The 15,369-nt window shown below is 29.5% G+C and carries 16 protein-coding genes; 5 read left to right on the forward strand and 11 right to left on the reverse strand.

Annotation, left to right across the window (positions count from 1 at the left end; all coding sequences use genetic code 11):
• Positions 1 to 22 precede the first annotated feature (22 nt).
• The 6 genes from NHF47_RS08355 to NHF47_RS08380 all read right to left on the reverse strand — a co-directional run bounded on the left by NHF47_RS08355 (position 23) and on the right by NHF47_RS08380 (position 6,664).
• Positions 23 to 1,453, reverse strand: coding sequence for a glycosyltransferase (locus NHF47_RS08355; protein ID WP_252764486.1), 1,431 nt, complete (start codon positions 1,451 to 1,453; stop codon positions 23 to 25).
• A 7-nt stretch (positions 1,454 to 1,460) separates the two neighbouring features.
• A complete protein-coding gene (locus NHF47_RS08360; RefSeq protein WP_252764487.1) occupies positions 1,461 to 2,180 on the reverse strand; it encodes a HEAT repeat domain-containing protein in 720 nt (239 codons plus the stop codon).
• A complete protein-coding gene (locus NHF47_RS08365; RefSeq protein WP_252764488.1) occupies positions 2,180 to 3,394 on the reverse strand; it encodes a YaiO family outer membrane beta-barrel protein in 1,215 nt (404 codons plus the stop codon). The genes NHF47_RS08360 and NHF47_RS08365 overlap by 1 nt, the downstream gene beginning before the upstream one ends.
• A gap of 1 nt (position 3,395) precedes the next feature.
• Complete coding sequence (locus NHF47_RS08370) at positions 3,396 to 3,758, reverse strand: response regulator transcription factor (RefSeq protein WP_252764489.1); 363 nt, start codon at positions 3,756 to 3,758, stop codon at positions 3,396 to 3,398.
• Positions 3,739 to 6,165: an ATP-binding protein gene (locus NHF47_RS08375; RefSeq protein WP_252764490.1), complete on the reverse strand. Its 2,427-nt coding sequence runs from the start codon at positions 6,163 to 6,165 to the stop codon at positions 3,739 to 3,741. The genes NHF47_RS08370 and NHF47_RS08375 overlap by 20 nt, the downstream gene beginning before the upstream one ends.
• Positions 6,166 to 6,283: 118 nt before the next feature.
• Positions 6,284 to 6,664, reverse strand: coding sequence for a hypothetical protein (locus NHF47_RS08380; RefSeq protein WP_252764491.1), 381 nt, complete (start codon positions 6,662 to 6,664; stop codon positions 6,284 to 6,286).
• Positions 6,665 to 6,889: 225 nt separating this feature from the next.
• Here NHF47_RS08380 and NHF47_RS08385 point away from each other — a divergent pair, with 225 nt between their 5' ends.
• The 5 genes from NHF47_RS08385 to NHF47_RS08405 all read left to right on the forward strand — a co-directional run bounded on the left by NHF47_RS08385 (position 6,890) and on the right by NHF47_RS08405 (position 11,860).
• Positions 6,890 to 7,759, forward strand: coding sequence for a T9SS type A sorting domain-containing protein (locus NHF47_RS08385; protein WP_252764492.1), 870 nt, complete (start codon positions 6,890 to 6,892; stop codon positions 7,757 to 7,759).
• Between the two features lie 154 nt (positions 7,760 to 7,913).
• Positions 7,914 to 8,906, forward strand: coding sequence for a glycosyltransferase family 2 protein (locus NHF47_RS08390; protein ID WP_252764493.1), 993 nt, complete (start codon positions 7,914 to 7,916; stop codon positions 8,904 to 8,906).
• 6 nt (positions 8,907 to 8,912) lie between these two features.
• On the forward strand, positions 8,913 to 9,500 hold the full coding sequence (gene coaE / locus NHF47_RS08395; protein WP_252764494.1) for a dephospho-CoA kinase: 588 nt from the start codon (positions 8,913 to 8,915) through the stop codon (positions 9,498 to 9,500).
• Between the two features lie 71 nt (positions 9,501 to 9,571).
• Positions 9,572 to 11,155, forward strand: a complete 1,584-nt coding sequence (locus NHF47_RS08400) for a sensor histidine kinase KdpD (RefSeq protein ID WP_252764495.1) — start codon at positions 9,572 to 9,574, stop codon at positions 11,153 to 11,155.
• Positions 11,156 to 11,161: 6 nt separating this feature from the next.
• Positions 11,162 to 11,860 carry a response regulator transcription factor gene (locus tag NHF47_RS08405; RefSeq protein ID WP_140998908.1) on the forward strand — a complete coding sequence of 233 codons (699 nt, stop codon included), beginning with the start codon at positions 11,162 to 11,164 and terminating at the stop codon, positions 11,858 to 11,860.
• Positions 11,861 to 11,941: 81 nt separating this feature from the next.
• Here NHF47_RS08405 and NHF47_RS08410 read toward each other — a convergent pair whose 3' ends face one another.
• The 5 genes from NHF47_RS08410 to NHF47_RS08430 form a co-directional block, all read right to left on the reverse strand.
• Entirely contained in the window at positions 11,942 to 12,322 is a 381-nt protein-coding gene (locus tag NHF47_RS08410) for a response regulator (RefSeq protein ID WP_252764496.1), read from the reverse strand.
• 106 nt (positions 12,323 to 12,428) lie between these two features.
• Positions 12,429 to 13,169: an acyl-[acyl-carrier-protein] thioesterase gene (locus NHF47_RS08415; protein ID WP_252764497.1), complete on the reverse strand. Its 741-nt coding sequence runs from the start codon at positions 13,167 to 13,169 to the stop codon at positions 12,429 to 12,431.
• A complete protein-coding gene (gene miaA / locus NHF47_RS08420) occupies positions 13,170 to 14,087 on the reverse strand; it encodes a tRNA (adenosine(37)-N6)-dimethylallyltransferase MiaA (protein ID WP_252764498.1) in 918 nt (305 codons plus the stop codon). It abuts the gene before it with no gap.
• A gap of 9 nt (positions 14,088 to 14,096) precedes the next feature.
• Positions 14,097 to 14,441, reverse strand: a complete 345-nt coding sequence (locus NHF47_RS08425; protein WP_252764499.1) for a hypothetical protein — start codon at positions 14,439 to 14,441, stop codon at positions 14,097 to 14,099.
• A 79-nt stretch (positions 14,442 to 14,520) separates the two neighbouring features.
• Positions 14,521 to 15,357: an ion transporter gene (locus tag NHF47_RS08430; protein ID WP_252764500.1), complete on the reverse strand. Its 837-nt coding sequence runs from the start codon at positions 15,355 to 15,357 to the stop codon at positions 14,521 to 14,523.
• Positions 15,358 to 15,369 lie beyond the last annotated feature (12 nt).

The raw sequence follows: 15,369 nt of genomic DNA on the forward strand, positions 1-15,369 counted from the left end.
TAGTATAGCAAAGCCGTAGTTTCTACGGCTTTTTTTCAAAACCTTTACGTGTCATTTCACCCCAAGAATGACTTCCTTTTATTTTCTGCCAGTTTCCCTTTATTGCAGCATAAATTAAAAAAGGATGAAAAATAAACGGTTCTAAAATGGCTGCCCAAACCAATTTAAAAATGTCTTTTATAGATTCGTATTTTTTAAATGTGGATTCTTCTGAATAAATAGCCAAGAAGGAAAAAAATAAAGCAAATAAATAGACAAATAGTACTAATAAACCGAAAAAACTCCAACTTATGATTCCTAAAGAAGCCATTAATATAGTAATTAGTAAACCAGTTAATTCTATTATAGGGGCTAAATATTCGTAAAGTAACCAATAGGGATAACTAATCATTCCTAAAATTTTATACTTCGGGTTTAAAAACATTTTGCGATGAATCCAAAGGGTTTCCATAGTTCCTCTAGTCCATCTGCTCCTTTGTTTGCCTAAAATTTCATATGATTCAGGAGCTTCTGTCCAACAGAGCGGATCAGGTATAAACTTAACGGTATAAGGTAATTTGTTTTCAATCATATAACGTCTCATTCGAACCACTAATTCCATGTCTTCTCCTACTGTTTTGGTATTGTATCCATTTACTTTTAGAACAATTTCTTTGTCAAACATACCAAAAGCACCACTTATTAAAAGTAGTCCGTCTAATTTTTCCCAAGCCATTCTGCCTAATATGAAAGCTCTTAAATATTCCAATACTTGTATTCTGGCTAATAAATTATCTGGAACATGTACTTTGATTAATTTACCTGCTTTAATTTCACAAGAATTCGCAATTCTAACTACTCCTCCAGTGGCGATAATGCGTTCTTTTGCGGTTTCTAAAAAAGGTTTTGACAACTTTAACAATACATCCTTTTCAATGATGCAATCCACATCAATGCACATTACATAAGGATTTTTTGAGAAATTAATTCCTGTATTTAAAGCATCTGCTTTTCCTCCATTTTCCTTGTCTATGATAATTAATTTGGAGTAGGTTGGATTTTTAGAGACATAAATTTTTCTTATTTTTTGGGTTTTAACTATTTCAATATATGGGTCTTTGCATTCTTCTAAATCAAAAGAGTCAAGTAAGACTTCCATGGAATTATCTTTACTACCATCATTCACAACAATTACATCAAAATTATTGTATTGTATGGAAAGAAGGGATAAAATGTTTTCTTTGATAGTTCTTCCTTCATTATAAGCTGGAGCAATGATTGAAATTTTTGGAGCGTCGTTAAAAGCCAATAACGATTTATAAGGAACCAAACGGTTCTTTTTTAAATATTGTTTTAAGGAATAAGCCGAAATTATGGCTAATGACAAATAAGACAACATTACAGTTATAGCAAAGGCTAAAATGAATAGGTTGAAAAGGGTAATGTCTGTATTTAACCAACCGATATCTGTCATACAAAAACTATTTATAAAATTGAATAATGCGTGTAGCTAATACTTGCAACGATTTGTTATGAGAAGTACTTAATAGTTCTATCTGTGGGTCGTAAGGTACTTTGTTGTTTTTTATGACAGAAAGAATTAAGGCTTGCGACCATTCATCTATAGTAGTATTGAAATTTTTTAAATGCACTACAGCGGCCAATCCATTAAACTTAATTAAAGCGATAATGGCTTCTACTGCTATTTTTTTATTGGAATTAGTTAAAGCTTCTTGTATTAAAGCTATAGAAGCTCTATCTTTTAGCGTAGATAAATCTCTTATGGCTTCTATTTTATGTTTCCAAAAACTTGCCTGTAATTTTTTTCTAGAGTATTCTATTAAATTCGTTTTAGTTAAAAATTCTAGAATTTTATCTTGGGTTTGACCCGAATAATTTTGATGTAGTATAAGACAATATTTAATGGTTAATTTTTTAAATAAAATGTTTTTTGAATTAAGATTACTTATATAATTAACGATTGCTTGCTCATCATTTTCAAATATAAAAGCCAGTACATACGATTCAATTTGTTGTTCAAATTCGCGTTGGATCTTTACTTTATTGATTTTTTGCTGTCTCTTAATTAAGGTAACACCTAGTGTAAAAAGGGCGCCAATTGCAAAAAAAGCAATCAAACCTAAAAGAATTTTAAGTTCGGTTTCTTGTTTTATTAAAGGTTGAACTTGTATAATTAGCATTAGAAAGTATAGATTAACTGAACTTGAAAATGAAGTCTATCTCTAAAATAATCAGGTGTAACTTCTTCTTTTTCAAATTGAATATTTGGTAGAAGTGCTATATTGTCACCAATTTTAAATCGTGATACCAATCCTATTCTATAATTAGACACTTTTGAAAAATTATTATTCGTATAATAAAAATATGGAGCACTACCATACATGGCTTCTAATTGAATGTAAGTGTCTTTCTCATCAAATTTTTTTCGAAACCCTACATAATGTGAAAATGTACCTTTAGAATCATCTTGTAAGATGTAAAAATTGCGGTACATAATTTTATAACTTTTGATGTTATAGCCTACATGACCTGTTAAAATGGTAACCTCATTTGTAGTGTCGAAAAATAATTTTTTACCACCTAAAGAAGCTGTAAATTGCTTGTCTTCGTGGAAAATTTCAGCAGAAACTTTATAATTAGGAAATAAAACATCATTAGAAATACCAAAATTCAATAAAGCATATTTTTTTTGGGTCAATTTGGGGTACCAATCTACTTCATATTGTACCGCATCTATAGAAGATAAAAAGGAATAATTTACACGACCTATTAGCGTATGCTTGTTGAATTTATGTCCGTATTCGAAACTCGTTAAATACCAAATTGGAAAGGCGTCATGTAAGGTATTGGTTTGTAAATAACCCACGCTAATAAAATTCTTTTTTTGTTGCATTATCTCTTTTTTGAGATAGGCAATTGTAGCTTTATTGTCATCGGTAACATTAACCTGTGATAAACTACTTAAAGCCATTTCCGAATCCTTTAATTCGGTATAGGCAATGGTTTGTTGAATATAATAAAATTCAGTATTTGAATATGTTTTTATACCTAAATCACAAAGTTGAATTACTTGATTATATTGTTTTCGCTCCTGTTGAATCTGAATCTTTAAACGAAGTATTTCTTCAGAGTTTTCATTATCAGGTATTTCTGACACTTTATCAAAAGCACTGTTTTTATTTCCGTTCCAAAAATAGACTTGTGCTAATTTAAATTTAATTTCATTAGAAGTAGGATATTTTTTTTCCAAATCTTGTAGCAATTGGATACTTTCTTCCCAGTTTTTCTCTTCAATGAAGCGGATAATTTTTGACATTGCTTCAACTTGACTAAAAGCAATATGTGAAAAAAATAGAAATAGTAAGAAAGAACACCATTTTACCATTTTATTCATCTTAGGTTTTTTTAATAATTCGTTTCATACGTTGTAATAATACGGAAGGACTGAAAGGTTTTACAATAAAATCATCAGCACCTAGTTCTAAAATTTCCATTTCGGTTTGCTCAACTCCAGAAGCTGTCAAAACGATAATAGGAATATCATAATTTTTTTTAACCTCAAAAACAATTTGTTTTCCACTAGTAAAAGGTAAATTTAAATCGGTAATTATTAAACTAATATCACCATAATTTTCATTGATAAACTGAATGCCTTCTAATCCATTATCAAATTCATATACTTGGTAATCATTCGACTTTAGAAAAAAAGCTAATGATTTTCTTAAGATGTCTTCATCTTCAATAAGGACCAATTTCATTTTGTTTGATTATTTTTAATTCTTCGATTATTTGTTTGACCTGGCTTTGTATAGGTTTTAAGATTTGGGTACTATTCGATTCGTAATCTAAATCAGAAGTACTTTCAATATTTTCTAATTCTTTTGCATAGATACTAAACATTCCAAAAGAAGTTTTCATTTTATGGGCACATTTTCTTATCGAATCATAATCTTTTTTTATAATGCCATCTTGTAAAGATTTTTCAAAAGTATGGAGGTGTTCTTCAAATGTTTCAATCAATGCTTGTAATTGTTCAGTATCCTCTCCAATGTATTCTTTGAGTGTGTTTAAAGACACGAATCTATTTACTTTTCGTTCCTCTTTAGCTTGATAAAAGTAAGTGTTCAGAAGCTCAAATAATTCTTTTTTAGAAAAAGGCTTTGACAAATAATCATTCATACCAATATTCATGCAACGTTCTTTTTCATAAATGAGAGAATTGGCAGTCAGTGCAATGATTGGTGTGATTAATTTTAATTCTTTTCTGATTTTTACAGTGGTTTCATAACCATCCATAATAGGCATTTGTAGATCCATTAAAATAACATCATAGGTTTTGTTTTTTAAAAATTCCAAAGCTTCTAAACCGTTATTCGCAATTTCTACATTGTGATTGGTTTTTTCAAAAATAGTTGTAATTAATTTTTGATTCAATTCGTTGTCTTCACATAAAAGAATATTCTTTGAAATAGTTTTATCAAGCGTAGTTTTTGTAAATGCATTTAAAACGGTTGTTTTTTCTGGATTTACTTTATAAGGAATTACAAAAGTAAATGTGGTGCCCTTATTTTCAATGCTCGATACTTCTATTGTTCCATTTTGCATTTCAATCAGTTCTTTAGAAATACTCAAACCTAAACCTGTTCCTTCAAATTTTCTTGAAGTAGAAACTTCTGCTTGTGAAAAGCGATCAAAAATGGTTTGTAATTTTTTTTCTGGAATACCAATACCGGTATCAGTTACCGCAAATTCTAAATAAATAAGTTGGTCTTCTTTTTTTAGTTGACTAATGCGAAGTTCTACCTTTCCTTTTTCTGTAAATTTAACAGCATTTCCTATAATATTGATTAAAACCTGATTCAATCGATTTTTGTCTCCTAATAAATCTTGCACTACATCGGAATCAATAGAATACAAAAATTTTAGATTTTTATCGCTTGCTTTTAATTTTAAGGTTGTAAATACATTGGAAACAACTTCATTCAATTGAAAAGGAGTTTCATCTATTTGAAGCATTCCAGCTTCTATTTTTGAAATGTCTAAAATATCATTAATAATGTGTAATAAGCCAAGGCCTGCAATTTTAATTGAATTGAGAAAATCCATCTTAGAATTATTTTCTTCTATCTCAATTAATACATCGGTAAAGCCAAGAATAGCATTGATTGGAGTTCTAATTTCATGGCTTACAGTAGCTATAAATTGATCCTTTTGTTTGTTTAGATAATCGGAAGTGTTTTTGGCATGTTCTAACTCTTGTTGGCCTTGAATTCTATTGCTAACATCTTGACAAACTAAAATAATTTTTTCAATCTTACCATTTATATTTTCAATTTTAATGAAATTGGCTTGAATCCATTTGGTGAAATTTGGAGTAGGTTTATATTGAAACAAATGATTTTTATGCTCAATTAAATCAGGCAAGTTTCTTTTATTAATTTCAATATCAAAAAATGTTGAAATATTCTTACCTATTAAATGATTAGAAGTCAATTCTAACAGTACCGAAATAAGTCTGTTAGTTTTTGTGATGTTTCCATTGGTGTCAATTTCTAAGATGCCATTGGTGTTAGAAATAGAATCATAAAACATTTTTATTTCTTCGGAATTTTTCTCTATTATTCGTTGAGATTCTAATTCTTTTTGTTTTACTAATTCTTGTAATTCAGAAATAAGTTTGTCATTTCTTTTTTTTGCTTCTAATAAAATCATGACTTGTTCGGAAATGATTTGTAAAGCAATTTTTTCTTTTTCAGAGATTTTTTTTGGTTTACTATCAGCAACACATAAGGTACCAATGTTATACCCTAAGCTACATTGCAACGGAATTCCAGCATAATACCGAATTCCATTTTCAGATGTAACATTTGGATTGTCTTTTAAAAGCTCATTTTTAGTAGTATCTTCTACTTCCCATAGTTCCTCTTTTTCTATAGTATATTGACAAAAAGTAATTTCTTTAGGCATTTCATCTACATCAATTCCTATTTTTGCTTTAAACCATTGTTTTTTGTCGTCAATTAAGGAAATTAAAGCAATAGGTGTTTCACATATTATCGATGCTAATTGGGCTAATTTATCAAATTCTTTTTCTTTTAAAGTGTCAATTACATTATAAGAAAGTAATGATTTTAAGCGTTTTATTTCTTTTTCTTCTTTATTCATAGCGAAATACTACTAGAGGATTTAAATATAGCCTTTTTTTCTAAAGATTTGCATGAAGGTTCTATAAAATAAAGGATATTAATAAACAATAAAAAACACTGCAATGCAGTGCCTTTTATTAATGTTTAGAACCTTTGCCTTTTTTTTCTTTTTTTACCTTTTTAGGTTTTTTATAAGTTATTTTGTGTTGTTCATTATACTGATAGGGAGTATGACCTCCAATTTCTAACTCTACCTTACGTGCTGTGTTTAAATTAATAGTTCCAAAAACAGATGGAATTGAAGCAGAAATGGACCAACTACCATTGTTTAAATACAGATATACTCTTTTTTCAATGTCAAAATAGAAATTTTGATCAGGAAAATAAATGTGTTTCGTTTTAGCTCTGTAACCATGTGCAGGTGCCCAAGGAGGAGGGCCTTGTGAAAATAAATCTTGTGGTGTAATAAATAGCAAGAATAAAGTGATAATAACGAGTAGTTTTGGGAATGTTTTCATAATGCTTTTTGTTAATTATTGGGTACAAATATATTTAAATAACTGCATCCTATTATACTATATTGTGCCTTCTTTTCACTTTTTTTATAAAAAAATAAAAACTTTAAAAAAAAGTAAAATTAAGGTAGGGTTTTCTTTTTTTGAACTGTTTTATAATAACATTTAAACAAAAAAAGGCATTTTTTAATGCCAAAAAACAAAACAAAACAAATAAAACTAACAAGTATGAAAGTAAGATTATTCTTATGTTTTACTATTGCCTCATTTTTTAGTATTACAAACTTAACTGCACAAGATTGTTCTGGATTTAAAACGTTTACCATTGGTGGTTGGGGAACTAATTGTCATGGACAAAATCCAGGTTGTTACCGAGATGCTACATTTGATTTAGCATTTCCGAACGGTTTAACTATTGGTTGCGGAGAAAATCAATTAGTATTTAATTCTTCTCAAGCCATAAATGATTTTTTACCTTCTGGTTCTACTCCTAGAGCTTTGGAAGATGGAATTTTAGTAAATCCTGGGAGAACCTATAAAAATGTGTTAGCGGCACAATTAGTAGGTGTTACGCTAGCTATGGGGTTTGATGAATATGATGAAGATTTTTCATTGAGTTCACAATACTTTGGGAATTTAGTAATCACTGAAGGTGTTTTTGAAGGAATGACTGTTTATGACTTTTTAGAAACAGCCAATAGTATTATTGGTGGTTGTTCAACAGGTTATTCTTTTAGTGATTTAAATGCTACTGCAACAGCAATTAATGAAAATTTTGATGGAGGAAATTCAGATAATGGGTTTTTATCTTGTCCAGATATTATTTATACAGAGAGAACTGCTTCGGTTAACATTTATCCTAATCCAATAGCAAGTCAAGGAACTCTTGAATTTTCTTTTAAATACGATTCACCAATTAACATAGAATTGTATAATGTAAACGGACAGTTCTTAAAAGAAATTTACAATGGAGATGTAAAGTCAGAAAAGAAGTATCGAGTAAATATGGATGCAAATGCATTAAAACCAGGAGTCTATTTTGTTAAGTTGATAACGAACCTTCAAGCTAACACGAAAACCATAACTATAACGAATTAAAATAGGTAAATTTTACCTATTGTGAAGAATTTTTTTTTTTCATGTTTAGAGGATATGTCTAAAAAGATGTTTGTTTGTATGCATTTTTTTAAATAAAAATAAATTAGATGTATTCTTGAGTTTTTTAAAGAGTATCTTTGCCTAAAAAACAAAGATGCTTTTTTCTTTTATAATACCTGTATATAATCGACCTGAAGAGATAGAGGAGTTGTTACAAAGTATGACTCACTTTGATTTTAAAGCTCCTTTTGAGGTAGTAATCGTTGAAGACGGTTCTTCTGTGCCTTGTGAACACATCGTTGAAAACTATAAAAATAAATTGCAAATTTCCTATTATTTTAAGTCAAATTCAGGACCTGGAAATTCTCGTAATTTTGGTATGCAAAAAGCAAAAGGCGATTATTTTATTATTTTAGATTCTGATTGTATCCTACCTAAAGAATATTTAACTGTTGTTTCTCAGTCCTTACAAAATCATTATGTAGATTGTTTTGGCGGTCCAGATAAAGCTTTACCTACATTTTCCAACATTCAAAAGGCAATTAATTTTTCCATGACTTCTTTCTTAACTACAGGAGGAATAAGAGGAGGAAGTGAAAAAGTGGATAAATTTCAACCGAGAAGTTTTAATATGGGACTTTCGAAAAATGCTTTTGAGATTTCAAAAGGTTTTGGAAATATTCATCCTGGAGAAGATCCAGATTTATCCATACGATTATGGGAATTAGGTTTGCAAACCAAATTACTTAAAGAGGCTTATGTGTATCATAAGCGACGAATTGATTGGAATAAGTTTTATATTCAAGTGAATAAATTTGGAAAAGCGAGACCTATTTTAAATTTTTGGTACCCTAAATACACAAAATTAACCTTTTGGTTTCCCTCTTTTTTTCTTTTTGGCTTTGTTTTAAGCTTAATTTTAATTTTATTTTCACTTCCTATATTATTTTATTTGTATTTAATCTACTTTGGAATGATTTTTGTAAGTTCATTAGTACAAAATAAAAGTGCTACAATTGCCGTTTATTCAATTATAGCGACGGCAATTCAGTTTTATGGGTATGGTATTGGTTATTTAAAATCATTTATAAATGTATTTTTTTTAAAGAAAAAACCGCAACAAGCACACCCAGAATTGTTTTTTTAAAATAGTATGACTAAAATTATTGGTTTAACAGGAGGAATAGGTAGCGGTAAAAGTACGGTGGCAAAATACATTGCTTCTAAAGGAATACCTGTTTATATTGCAGATGATGAAGCCAAAAAAATAATGGCTCAAAAAGTTGTGATTAAAGAAATTCAACAACTTTTTAAAGAAAATATCATTTTGGAATCGGGAGAATTGGATCGAAAAAAAATTGCTTCAATTGTTTTTCAACATCCTGAATTATTAAAACAATTAAATGGAATAGTACATCCTAAAGTAAAACAGCATTTTGATAATTGGTTAAAGAAAAATAAAACGGCACCATTTGTTGTTAAAGAGGTTGCTATTTTATTTGAAACGAAAGGAAATGAGGCTTGTGATAAAGTTATTTTAATAACAGCACCGGAAGATGTTAAAATAGAAAGAGTTATGAAACGAGATAATGTGAGTCGCGAAGAAGTATTAAAAAGAATGAAAAATCAACTTTCTGATGTTGAAAAAGCAAAGAAAAGTGATTTTATTGTAACAAATGTTAAAATTGACGACACATTTTTAAAGATTGATGAAATTCTTAATTTTTTAAATATATCGTAATAAATGCTTTGAATGTTAATCTTTGGTTAATGTTTTAATAGGCTAAATGTTAAAATACTAATTTTGTATTGATGAATAAAAAGAGGTTTCGACTATTGGTTTTCTTAATGAGTGTGTCACTTATTGGGATAATTTTAGTACAATTATACTGGATAAATACATCTTTAAAGAAAAGTGAAGAAGAATTTAAGCTTCATGTTCAGCAAGTTATTGGTCGTGTAGCAGAAAGAATTAATGAAAAAGAGTTTTACTCTTTTTATAAGAAATACAATGCCATTAAAGACAGTATTGGTAAAGAACCTGAGGAAAAAACATTAAAAGAATTTTTCTTCATGGAGCGTAATAAGAAAACTAATGAAACCATTATTTACACCAGTTCGTTGGTTTCACAAGATTATGGAATTAATGGATCGTTCTTTGATAAAAATGCAGATACAATTAAAGTAGGCAATATTTTAGCCAATAGAAAAACAGAAATTTATGCAGGTACTCCTTTAGATAATAATTCGGTTGAGCTCAATAGAAAACCTGATATCACTATTGAAAAGAAAGGAAGTTTATCGTCTATTGATAAAGCGAACTACCAATTGTTTTTTAGAGATATTGTTTCTCAAAGACCTATTCAAGATCGAATTAGTAAAGAGGAATTAGATAAATATCTAAAAAATGAATTGGAACGCTATCAAATTAAAACCCCTTATGAATATGCTATTTATAGTAATGGTTTGGCCACCAAAATTCGTTCGGATCGTTTTAAATATGATAAAAAATCTACCTATGGAATACCCGTTTTTCAGGATAACGAAGGCATGAGTCAATATCAGTTATTGGTAACTTTTCCACAAAAGAGTAAATTTTTCTTTTCTTCGATTCTTGGGATTACAATGTTATCGATATTATTTACTTTAATTATTGTATTAACGTTTTCAAGCGCATTAAATCAGTTAATAACTCAGAAACAAATTTCAGAAATTAAAACTGATTTTATTAATAACATGACTCATGAATTTAAAACACCTATTGCTACTATTAATTTGGCTTTAGATGCGATTAAAAATCCAAAAATTATTGAAGATAGAGAGAAAGTGCAACGCTACCTTCAAATGATTAAAGATGAGAATAAGAGAATGCACGCACAAGTTGAAAATGTACTACGCATTTCAAAATTAGAAAAGAAAGAATTAGATATATCAAAAGAACCAACAGATGTATTAGGAATTATTGATGACGCTGTAGAACACATTGGTTTGATTGTAGAAGATAGAGAGGGTCAGATTACAAAGCATGTCGATGCAAAAAGATCGACTATTTTATTAAATGAAGTTCATTTTACCAACGTACTAGTAAATATTCTAGATAACGCAGTAAAGTATTCACCAGGTCCTCCTGTAATTGATATTTATGTCGAAAATATAAAAGATTATATAGTTATTAAAATTAAAGACCAAGGTGCAGGAATGAGTAAAATAGCTCAAAAAAGAGTATTTGAGAAGTTTTACAGAGAGCATACAGGAGATTTGCATAATGTGAAAGGTCACGGATTAGGCTTAGCTTATGTGAAACAAATTGTAGATGATCACAACGGACAAATTTTTGTAGAAAGTGAAAAAGGTAAAGGAAGTGTCTTTATATTAAAAATGCCCTTAATAAATTAAAGAAATATGGAAGCAAGAAAAATTTTATTAGTTGAAGATGACCCCAATTTTGGCGCAATATTAAAAGATTATTTAATCATAAATGATTTTGATGTTACCCTTGCCAAAAATGGTATGGAAGGTTTTGAAAAATTTAAAAAGGATATCTATGATTTATGTATCCTAGATGTGATGATGCCTTACAAAGACGGGTATACTTTAGCTAGAGAAATTCGTGAAAAGAACCAAGAAGTACCAATTATTTTCTTAACCGCTAAAACCTTAAAAGAAGATGTTTTAAAAGGTTATAAAGTTGGGGCAGACGATTATTTGAACAAACCGTTTGATTCTGAAGTTTTATTGATGAAAATAAAAGCAATTATTCAAAGAAAAGCTTCTGAGGTAAAACCAGATAATACTAAATTTGAATTTGAAATTGGTAAATTTCATTTGAATTCTAAATTGCGTTTCTTGTCTTTCCAAAATGAAGAACCAATTAAATTATCTCCTAAAGAGTGTGAGCTTCTTAAAATGTTAGCTTTGCATGAAAACGACTTAATGCCTCGTGAATTAGCTTTAACTAAGATTTGGAGAGATGATAATTATTTTACTTCAAGAAGTATGGACGTTTATATTGCAAAATTGAGAAAATATATGAAACGTGATGAAAATGTTGAAATTTTAAACATTCACGGAGAAGGATTCCGATTAGTCGTGAAAAAATAAAATCAAAAGAATAAAAAACCTAAAAAGAGATTAAACCTAGAAAAAAGGCTTCGATAATTATCGAAGCCTTTTTTTTAAATCTTAACTTAAAATATCTCCTAAAATGTTGGAAGATAAAGGTTTTGAAATATAATCCTTCACTAAGAAGTGATCCTTTGCTTTTGAGATGTCTTCGTCTTCTGTAGAGGAAGAAAGCATGTACAATTTAATAGTTGTTGCATGGCTTTCAAATTCTTGTTGAAATTCTTCTAAAAAATCCCAGCCACTTTTTATAGGCATGAAAATGTCAATAAAAATAACATCGGGTATCCAATAGTTTTTATTTTCTCTCAAAAAAGTTATGGCATCAGTAACACTATTTACGGTTTTCACTTCTATAGGAGTACTGCTCTGTTCAATTAATTTTCGATTAAAAAAATTGGTGACTTGATCATCATCTATTAAGAGTATTTTTTTTGTCATTTGCTATCCAGTTTAAAATAAGGTTAGTTACTATAAAATTAATGTAAAATTGGCATTAAATTATCTTTAAGAGCTTTATTTTAAACATATTTATTAACAGTTAGACTTATTTATACCAATTAATTTCTAATGCATAAGCATTTTTATTCTCTTTTGAAATACTGTATATTGAGGTATTGGTATTGATTTCTTTTTGAATCACCGCTACATCATCCCAATTTAATTCTTTAATAAAATTAATGTCTAAGGTTGCAATTTCTTGATTGAGTAATCTTGTTGGGTCTTCAAAATCGAGACACCACTCCATATATTTTACATTATTCACATGGTTTACGACATCTAAATCAGATAAAACTACCTTTCGATTCGCTAGTGTTGTTACATTTGTACTAATGTCAATTTTTTTAGTAGAAGCCAACGAAGCATCTATTTCAAATTTTTGAAAATGATCGTGGGGTAATGCCAAAGCTTCAGGTCTTCTCGTTTTTGTGTTAATTACCGCCCAAAAAGTTTCACAACCCACTATTTTTTCATCATTTAAGTACATTTCTAAGCAACGAACCGAACGTGAGTTCTCTAACGTTTTCACCCAAGTTTTTATAGTAACGATATCGCGCCATTTGGGAAGTTTTTTGATCTCCAAACGCATTCTACTCATTACCCAAGCTTGATGAAAGGCTTGCATATCGGTAAAACTAATACCGCCTAAATCCGCATGACGACCAGCAGTTAATTGAAGTAAATTGCACAAATCGGTATATTTTAAATACCCATTAGGATAACAATGCAAAAATGTAATTTCTTGTTGTTGTTCTAAAATAGAGGTAATGTTGGATGAAATAGGCATTTATAGTTGTAATTTTATGTAATTAATAATTTCCTGAACATTGGTTTGGTATGGAAACCATTTGGCATTTTCGGTTCGTTTAAACCACGTAATTTGCCTTTTAGCAAAACGACGTGTATTTTTCTTGATTTCTTCAATGGCAAATTCCAAAGTTGTTTTTTTATCAAAATAATCAAATAATTCACGATATCCAACCGTTTGCAACGCATTTAAGTTTTTATAGGGTATCAATTGCTGTACTTCTTCTAATAATCCTTCTTTTACCATTAAATCAACTCGTGTATTGATACGTTCATACATCACCGCTCTGTCTGCTTCTAAACCAATGATAATAGGCGTAAAGTTTCTTGTATTTTTTCTTTTACCAATAAAACTCGAATAAGGTTGGCCACTTCCTAGACAAACTTCAACAAAACGCTTCATTCGTTGTGGATTTTGTAAAGTTTGCGGATTTTCAATTAACAATGTATTGTAATAAGCAGGATCTAAGGTTTGTAATTGCTCTTGTAAATAGGAAATACCATTTACATCATACTTCGCATTAATTTGGTCACGAACTGAAGTTTCAATGTCTGGAAAAGCATCAAAGCCTTTTAAAACAGCATCTACATACAAACCCGAACCACCAACCATAATTTGGATAGGATTTTTTTGAAAAAGAGTATCTAATTTTGCTAAAGCTTCTTCTTCAAAGTCACCCACAGAATAGGCTTCTAGTATGCTTTTATTTTGTATGAAATGATGTGAGGCAGCTGTTAATTCTTCATTATTTGGAACGGCTGTGCCAATGCTCATTTCTTTAAAAAACTGACGGCTATCACAAGAAAGAATATCACAATTAAAATAGCACGCTAATTGAATGCTTAAAGCTGTTTTTCCAATGGCTGTGGGGCCTATGATTGTAATGAGGTAGTTCAATGTTGAAATTTATTTATTCAAATTTTTAATTCTATTTTGATACTCTGTAAGACACTCTTTAAAAATAGGGATTAGTATTTTTATTTGTTCTTCTGTCTCCATTTTACTAATTCGTAAATATTCATCTAGAGAAATACTGTCCCTGATTTTTTTCATGGAGCAACTACAATACTCTTTAGTCAAAATGGGGTATTCAATAGCCATATTTTTTGAGTCAATCATACATTTCTCAATTAGGATTTTTTCACTATTAGCAGTCCAATTTTTCGATTGCTTCTTATTTATAATATAATTGATAACATTATAGCCAGAAAAAATAATTATAAGTGTGATTATCCAGTGTTTCAGTTTCATGTTTGCATATTTCTATTACATTTGTTTTTAGCCCTGATGGCAATGACAGATATAGTGTACAGCAGGAAATAGCTCCCAATTAATCATCCAATAAATTATTGCCACATTGGTGACAAAATTTGGCGTTTTCTTGATGTCCTTCTGCACCACAATCGGCACAAGGGTTTTTGTCTATAATGGCTAATTTTTGATCGGTTTTGGCTAATTCTGCTGAAACAATTCCTGTTGGTACCGCAATCACACCATATCCTAAAATCATGACTAAAGAAGCCAAAAATTGCCCTAACGGTGTTACAGGAGAAATATCTCCATAACCTACTGTTGTTAAGGTTACTATGGTCCAATAAATACTTGTGGGTATACTGGTAAAACCATTTTCTCTACCTTCTACTACATACATAATAGAACCAATAAGTACCGTACTGATTAAAACAAAATAGATAAATACCAAAATTTTACCTTTGCTGGCTAATAAAGCGTCTTTTAATTGTTGAGATTGACCCGTAAATTGAGGATGATTCAATACTTTGAATAATCGTAATAAACGTAGCGAACGCACAATAGACAACACTCCTGAACCCGCAAAAACTTGTGCCAAATACATGGGTAGCGTAGCAATTAAATCTATAATTCCGTAAAAACTAAAAATGTATTTTAAAGGTTTGTTAATAGATATGATGCGTAAAAAATATTCTATGGTGAAAAAAATTGTAATTCCCCATTCTAATGCAATCCTGATGTCATGGTATTTAGTTTCAAAACTTTTGACTGTTTCCATCATGGTTAACAGAATGCTAAGTAAAATAACGCCTAGTAAAATGAGATCGAAGGCTTTGCCAGCTATGGTATTGGTTCCATAAATGACAATGTAGGTTTTCTTTCGAAACTGTTGAAAAACACTTCTTTCTTTACTCATGATACAAATTTA

The organism is Flavobacterium sp. NRK F7 (assembly GCF_024054195.1).
Taxonomy (GTDB): domain Bacteria; phylum Bacteroidota; class Bacteroidia; order Flavobacteriales; family Flavobacteriaceae; genus Flavobacterium.

Coding starts and splice junctions, on each gene's coding strand:
- NHF47_RS08355 (WP_252764486.1), bottom strand. CDS start 1,453: ATGACAGATATCGGTTGGTTAAATACAGACATTACCCTTTTCAACCTA.
- NHF47_RS08360 (WP_252764487.1), bottom strand. CDS start 2,180: ATGCTAATTATACAAGTTCAACCTTTAATAAAACAAGAAACCGAACTT.
- NHF47_RS08365 (WP_252764488.1), bottom strand. CDS start 3,394: ATGAATAAAATGGTAAAATGGTGTTCTTTCTTACTATTTCTATTTTTT.
- NHF47_RS08370 (WP_252764489.1), bottom strand. CDS start 3,758: ATGAAATTGGTCCTTATTGAAGATGAAGACATCTTAAGAAAATCATTA.
- NHF47_RS08375 (WP_252764490.1), bottom strand. CDS start 6,165: ATGAATAAAGAAGAAAAAGAAATAAAACGCTTAAAATCATTACTTTCT.
- NHF47_RS08380 (WP_252764491.1), bottom strand. CDS start 6,664: ATGAAAACATTCCCAAAACTACTCGTTATTATCACTTTATTCTTGCTA.
- NHF47_RS08385 (WP_252764492.1), top strand. CDS start 6,890: ATGAAAGTAAGATTATTCTTATGTTTTACTATTGCCTCATTTTTTAGT.
- NHF47_RS08390 (WP_252764493.1), top strand. CDS start 7,914: ATGCTTTTTTCTTTTATAATACCTGTATATAATCGACCTGAAGAGATA.
- coaE (WP_252764494.1), top strand. CDS start 8,913: ATGACTAAAATTATTGGTTTAACAGGAGGAATAGGTAGCGGTAAAAGT.
- NHF47_RS08400 (WP_252764495.1), top strand. CDS start 9,572: ATGAATAAAAAGAGGTTTCGACTATTGGTTTTCTTAATGAGTGTGTCA.
- NHF47_RS08405 (WP_140998908.1), top strand. CDS start 11,162: ATGGAAGCAAGAAAAATTTTATTAGTTGAAGATGACCCCAATTTTGGC.
- NHF47_RS08410 (WP_252764496.1), bottom strand. CDS start 12,322: ATGACAAAAAAAATACTCTTAATAGATGATGATCAAGTCACCAATTTT.
- NHF47_RS08415 (WP_252764497.1), bottom strand. CDS start 13,169: ATGCCTATTTCATCCAACATTACCTCTATTTTAGAACAACAACAAGAA.
- NHF47_RS08425 (WP_252764499.1), bottom strand. CDS start 14,441: ATGAAACTGAAACACTGGATAATCACACTTATAATTATTTTTTCTGGC.
- NHF47_RS08430 (WP_252764500.1), bottom strand. CDS start 15,357: ATGAGTAAAGAAAGAAGTGTTTTTCAACAGTTTCGAAAGAAAACCTAC.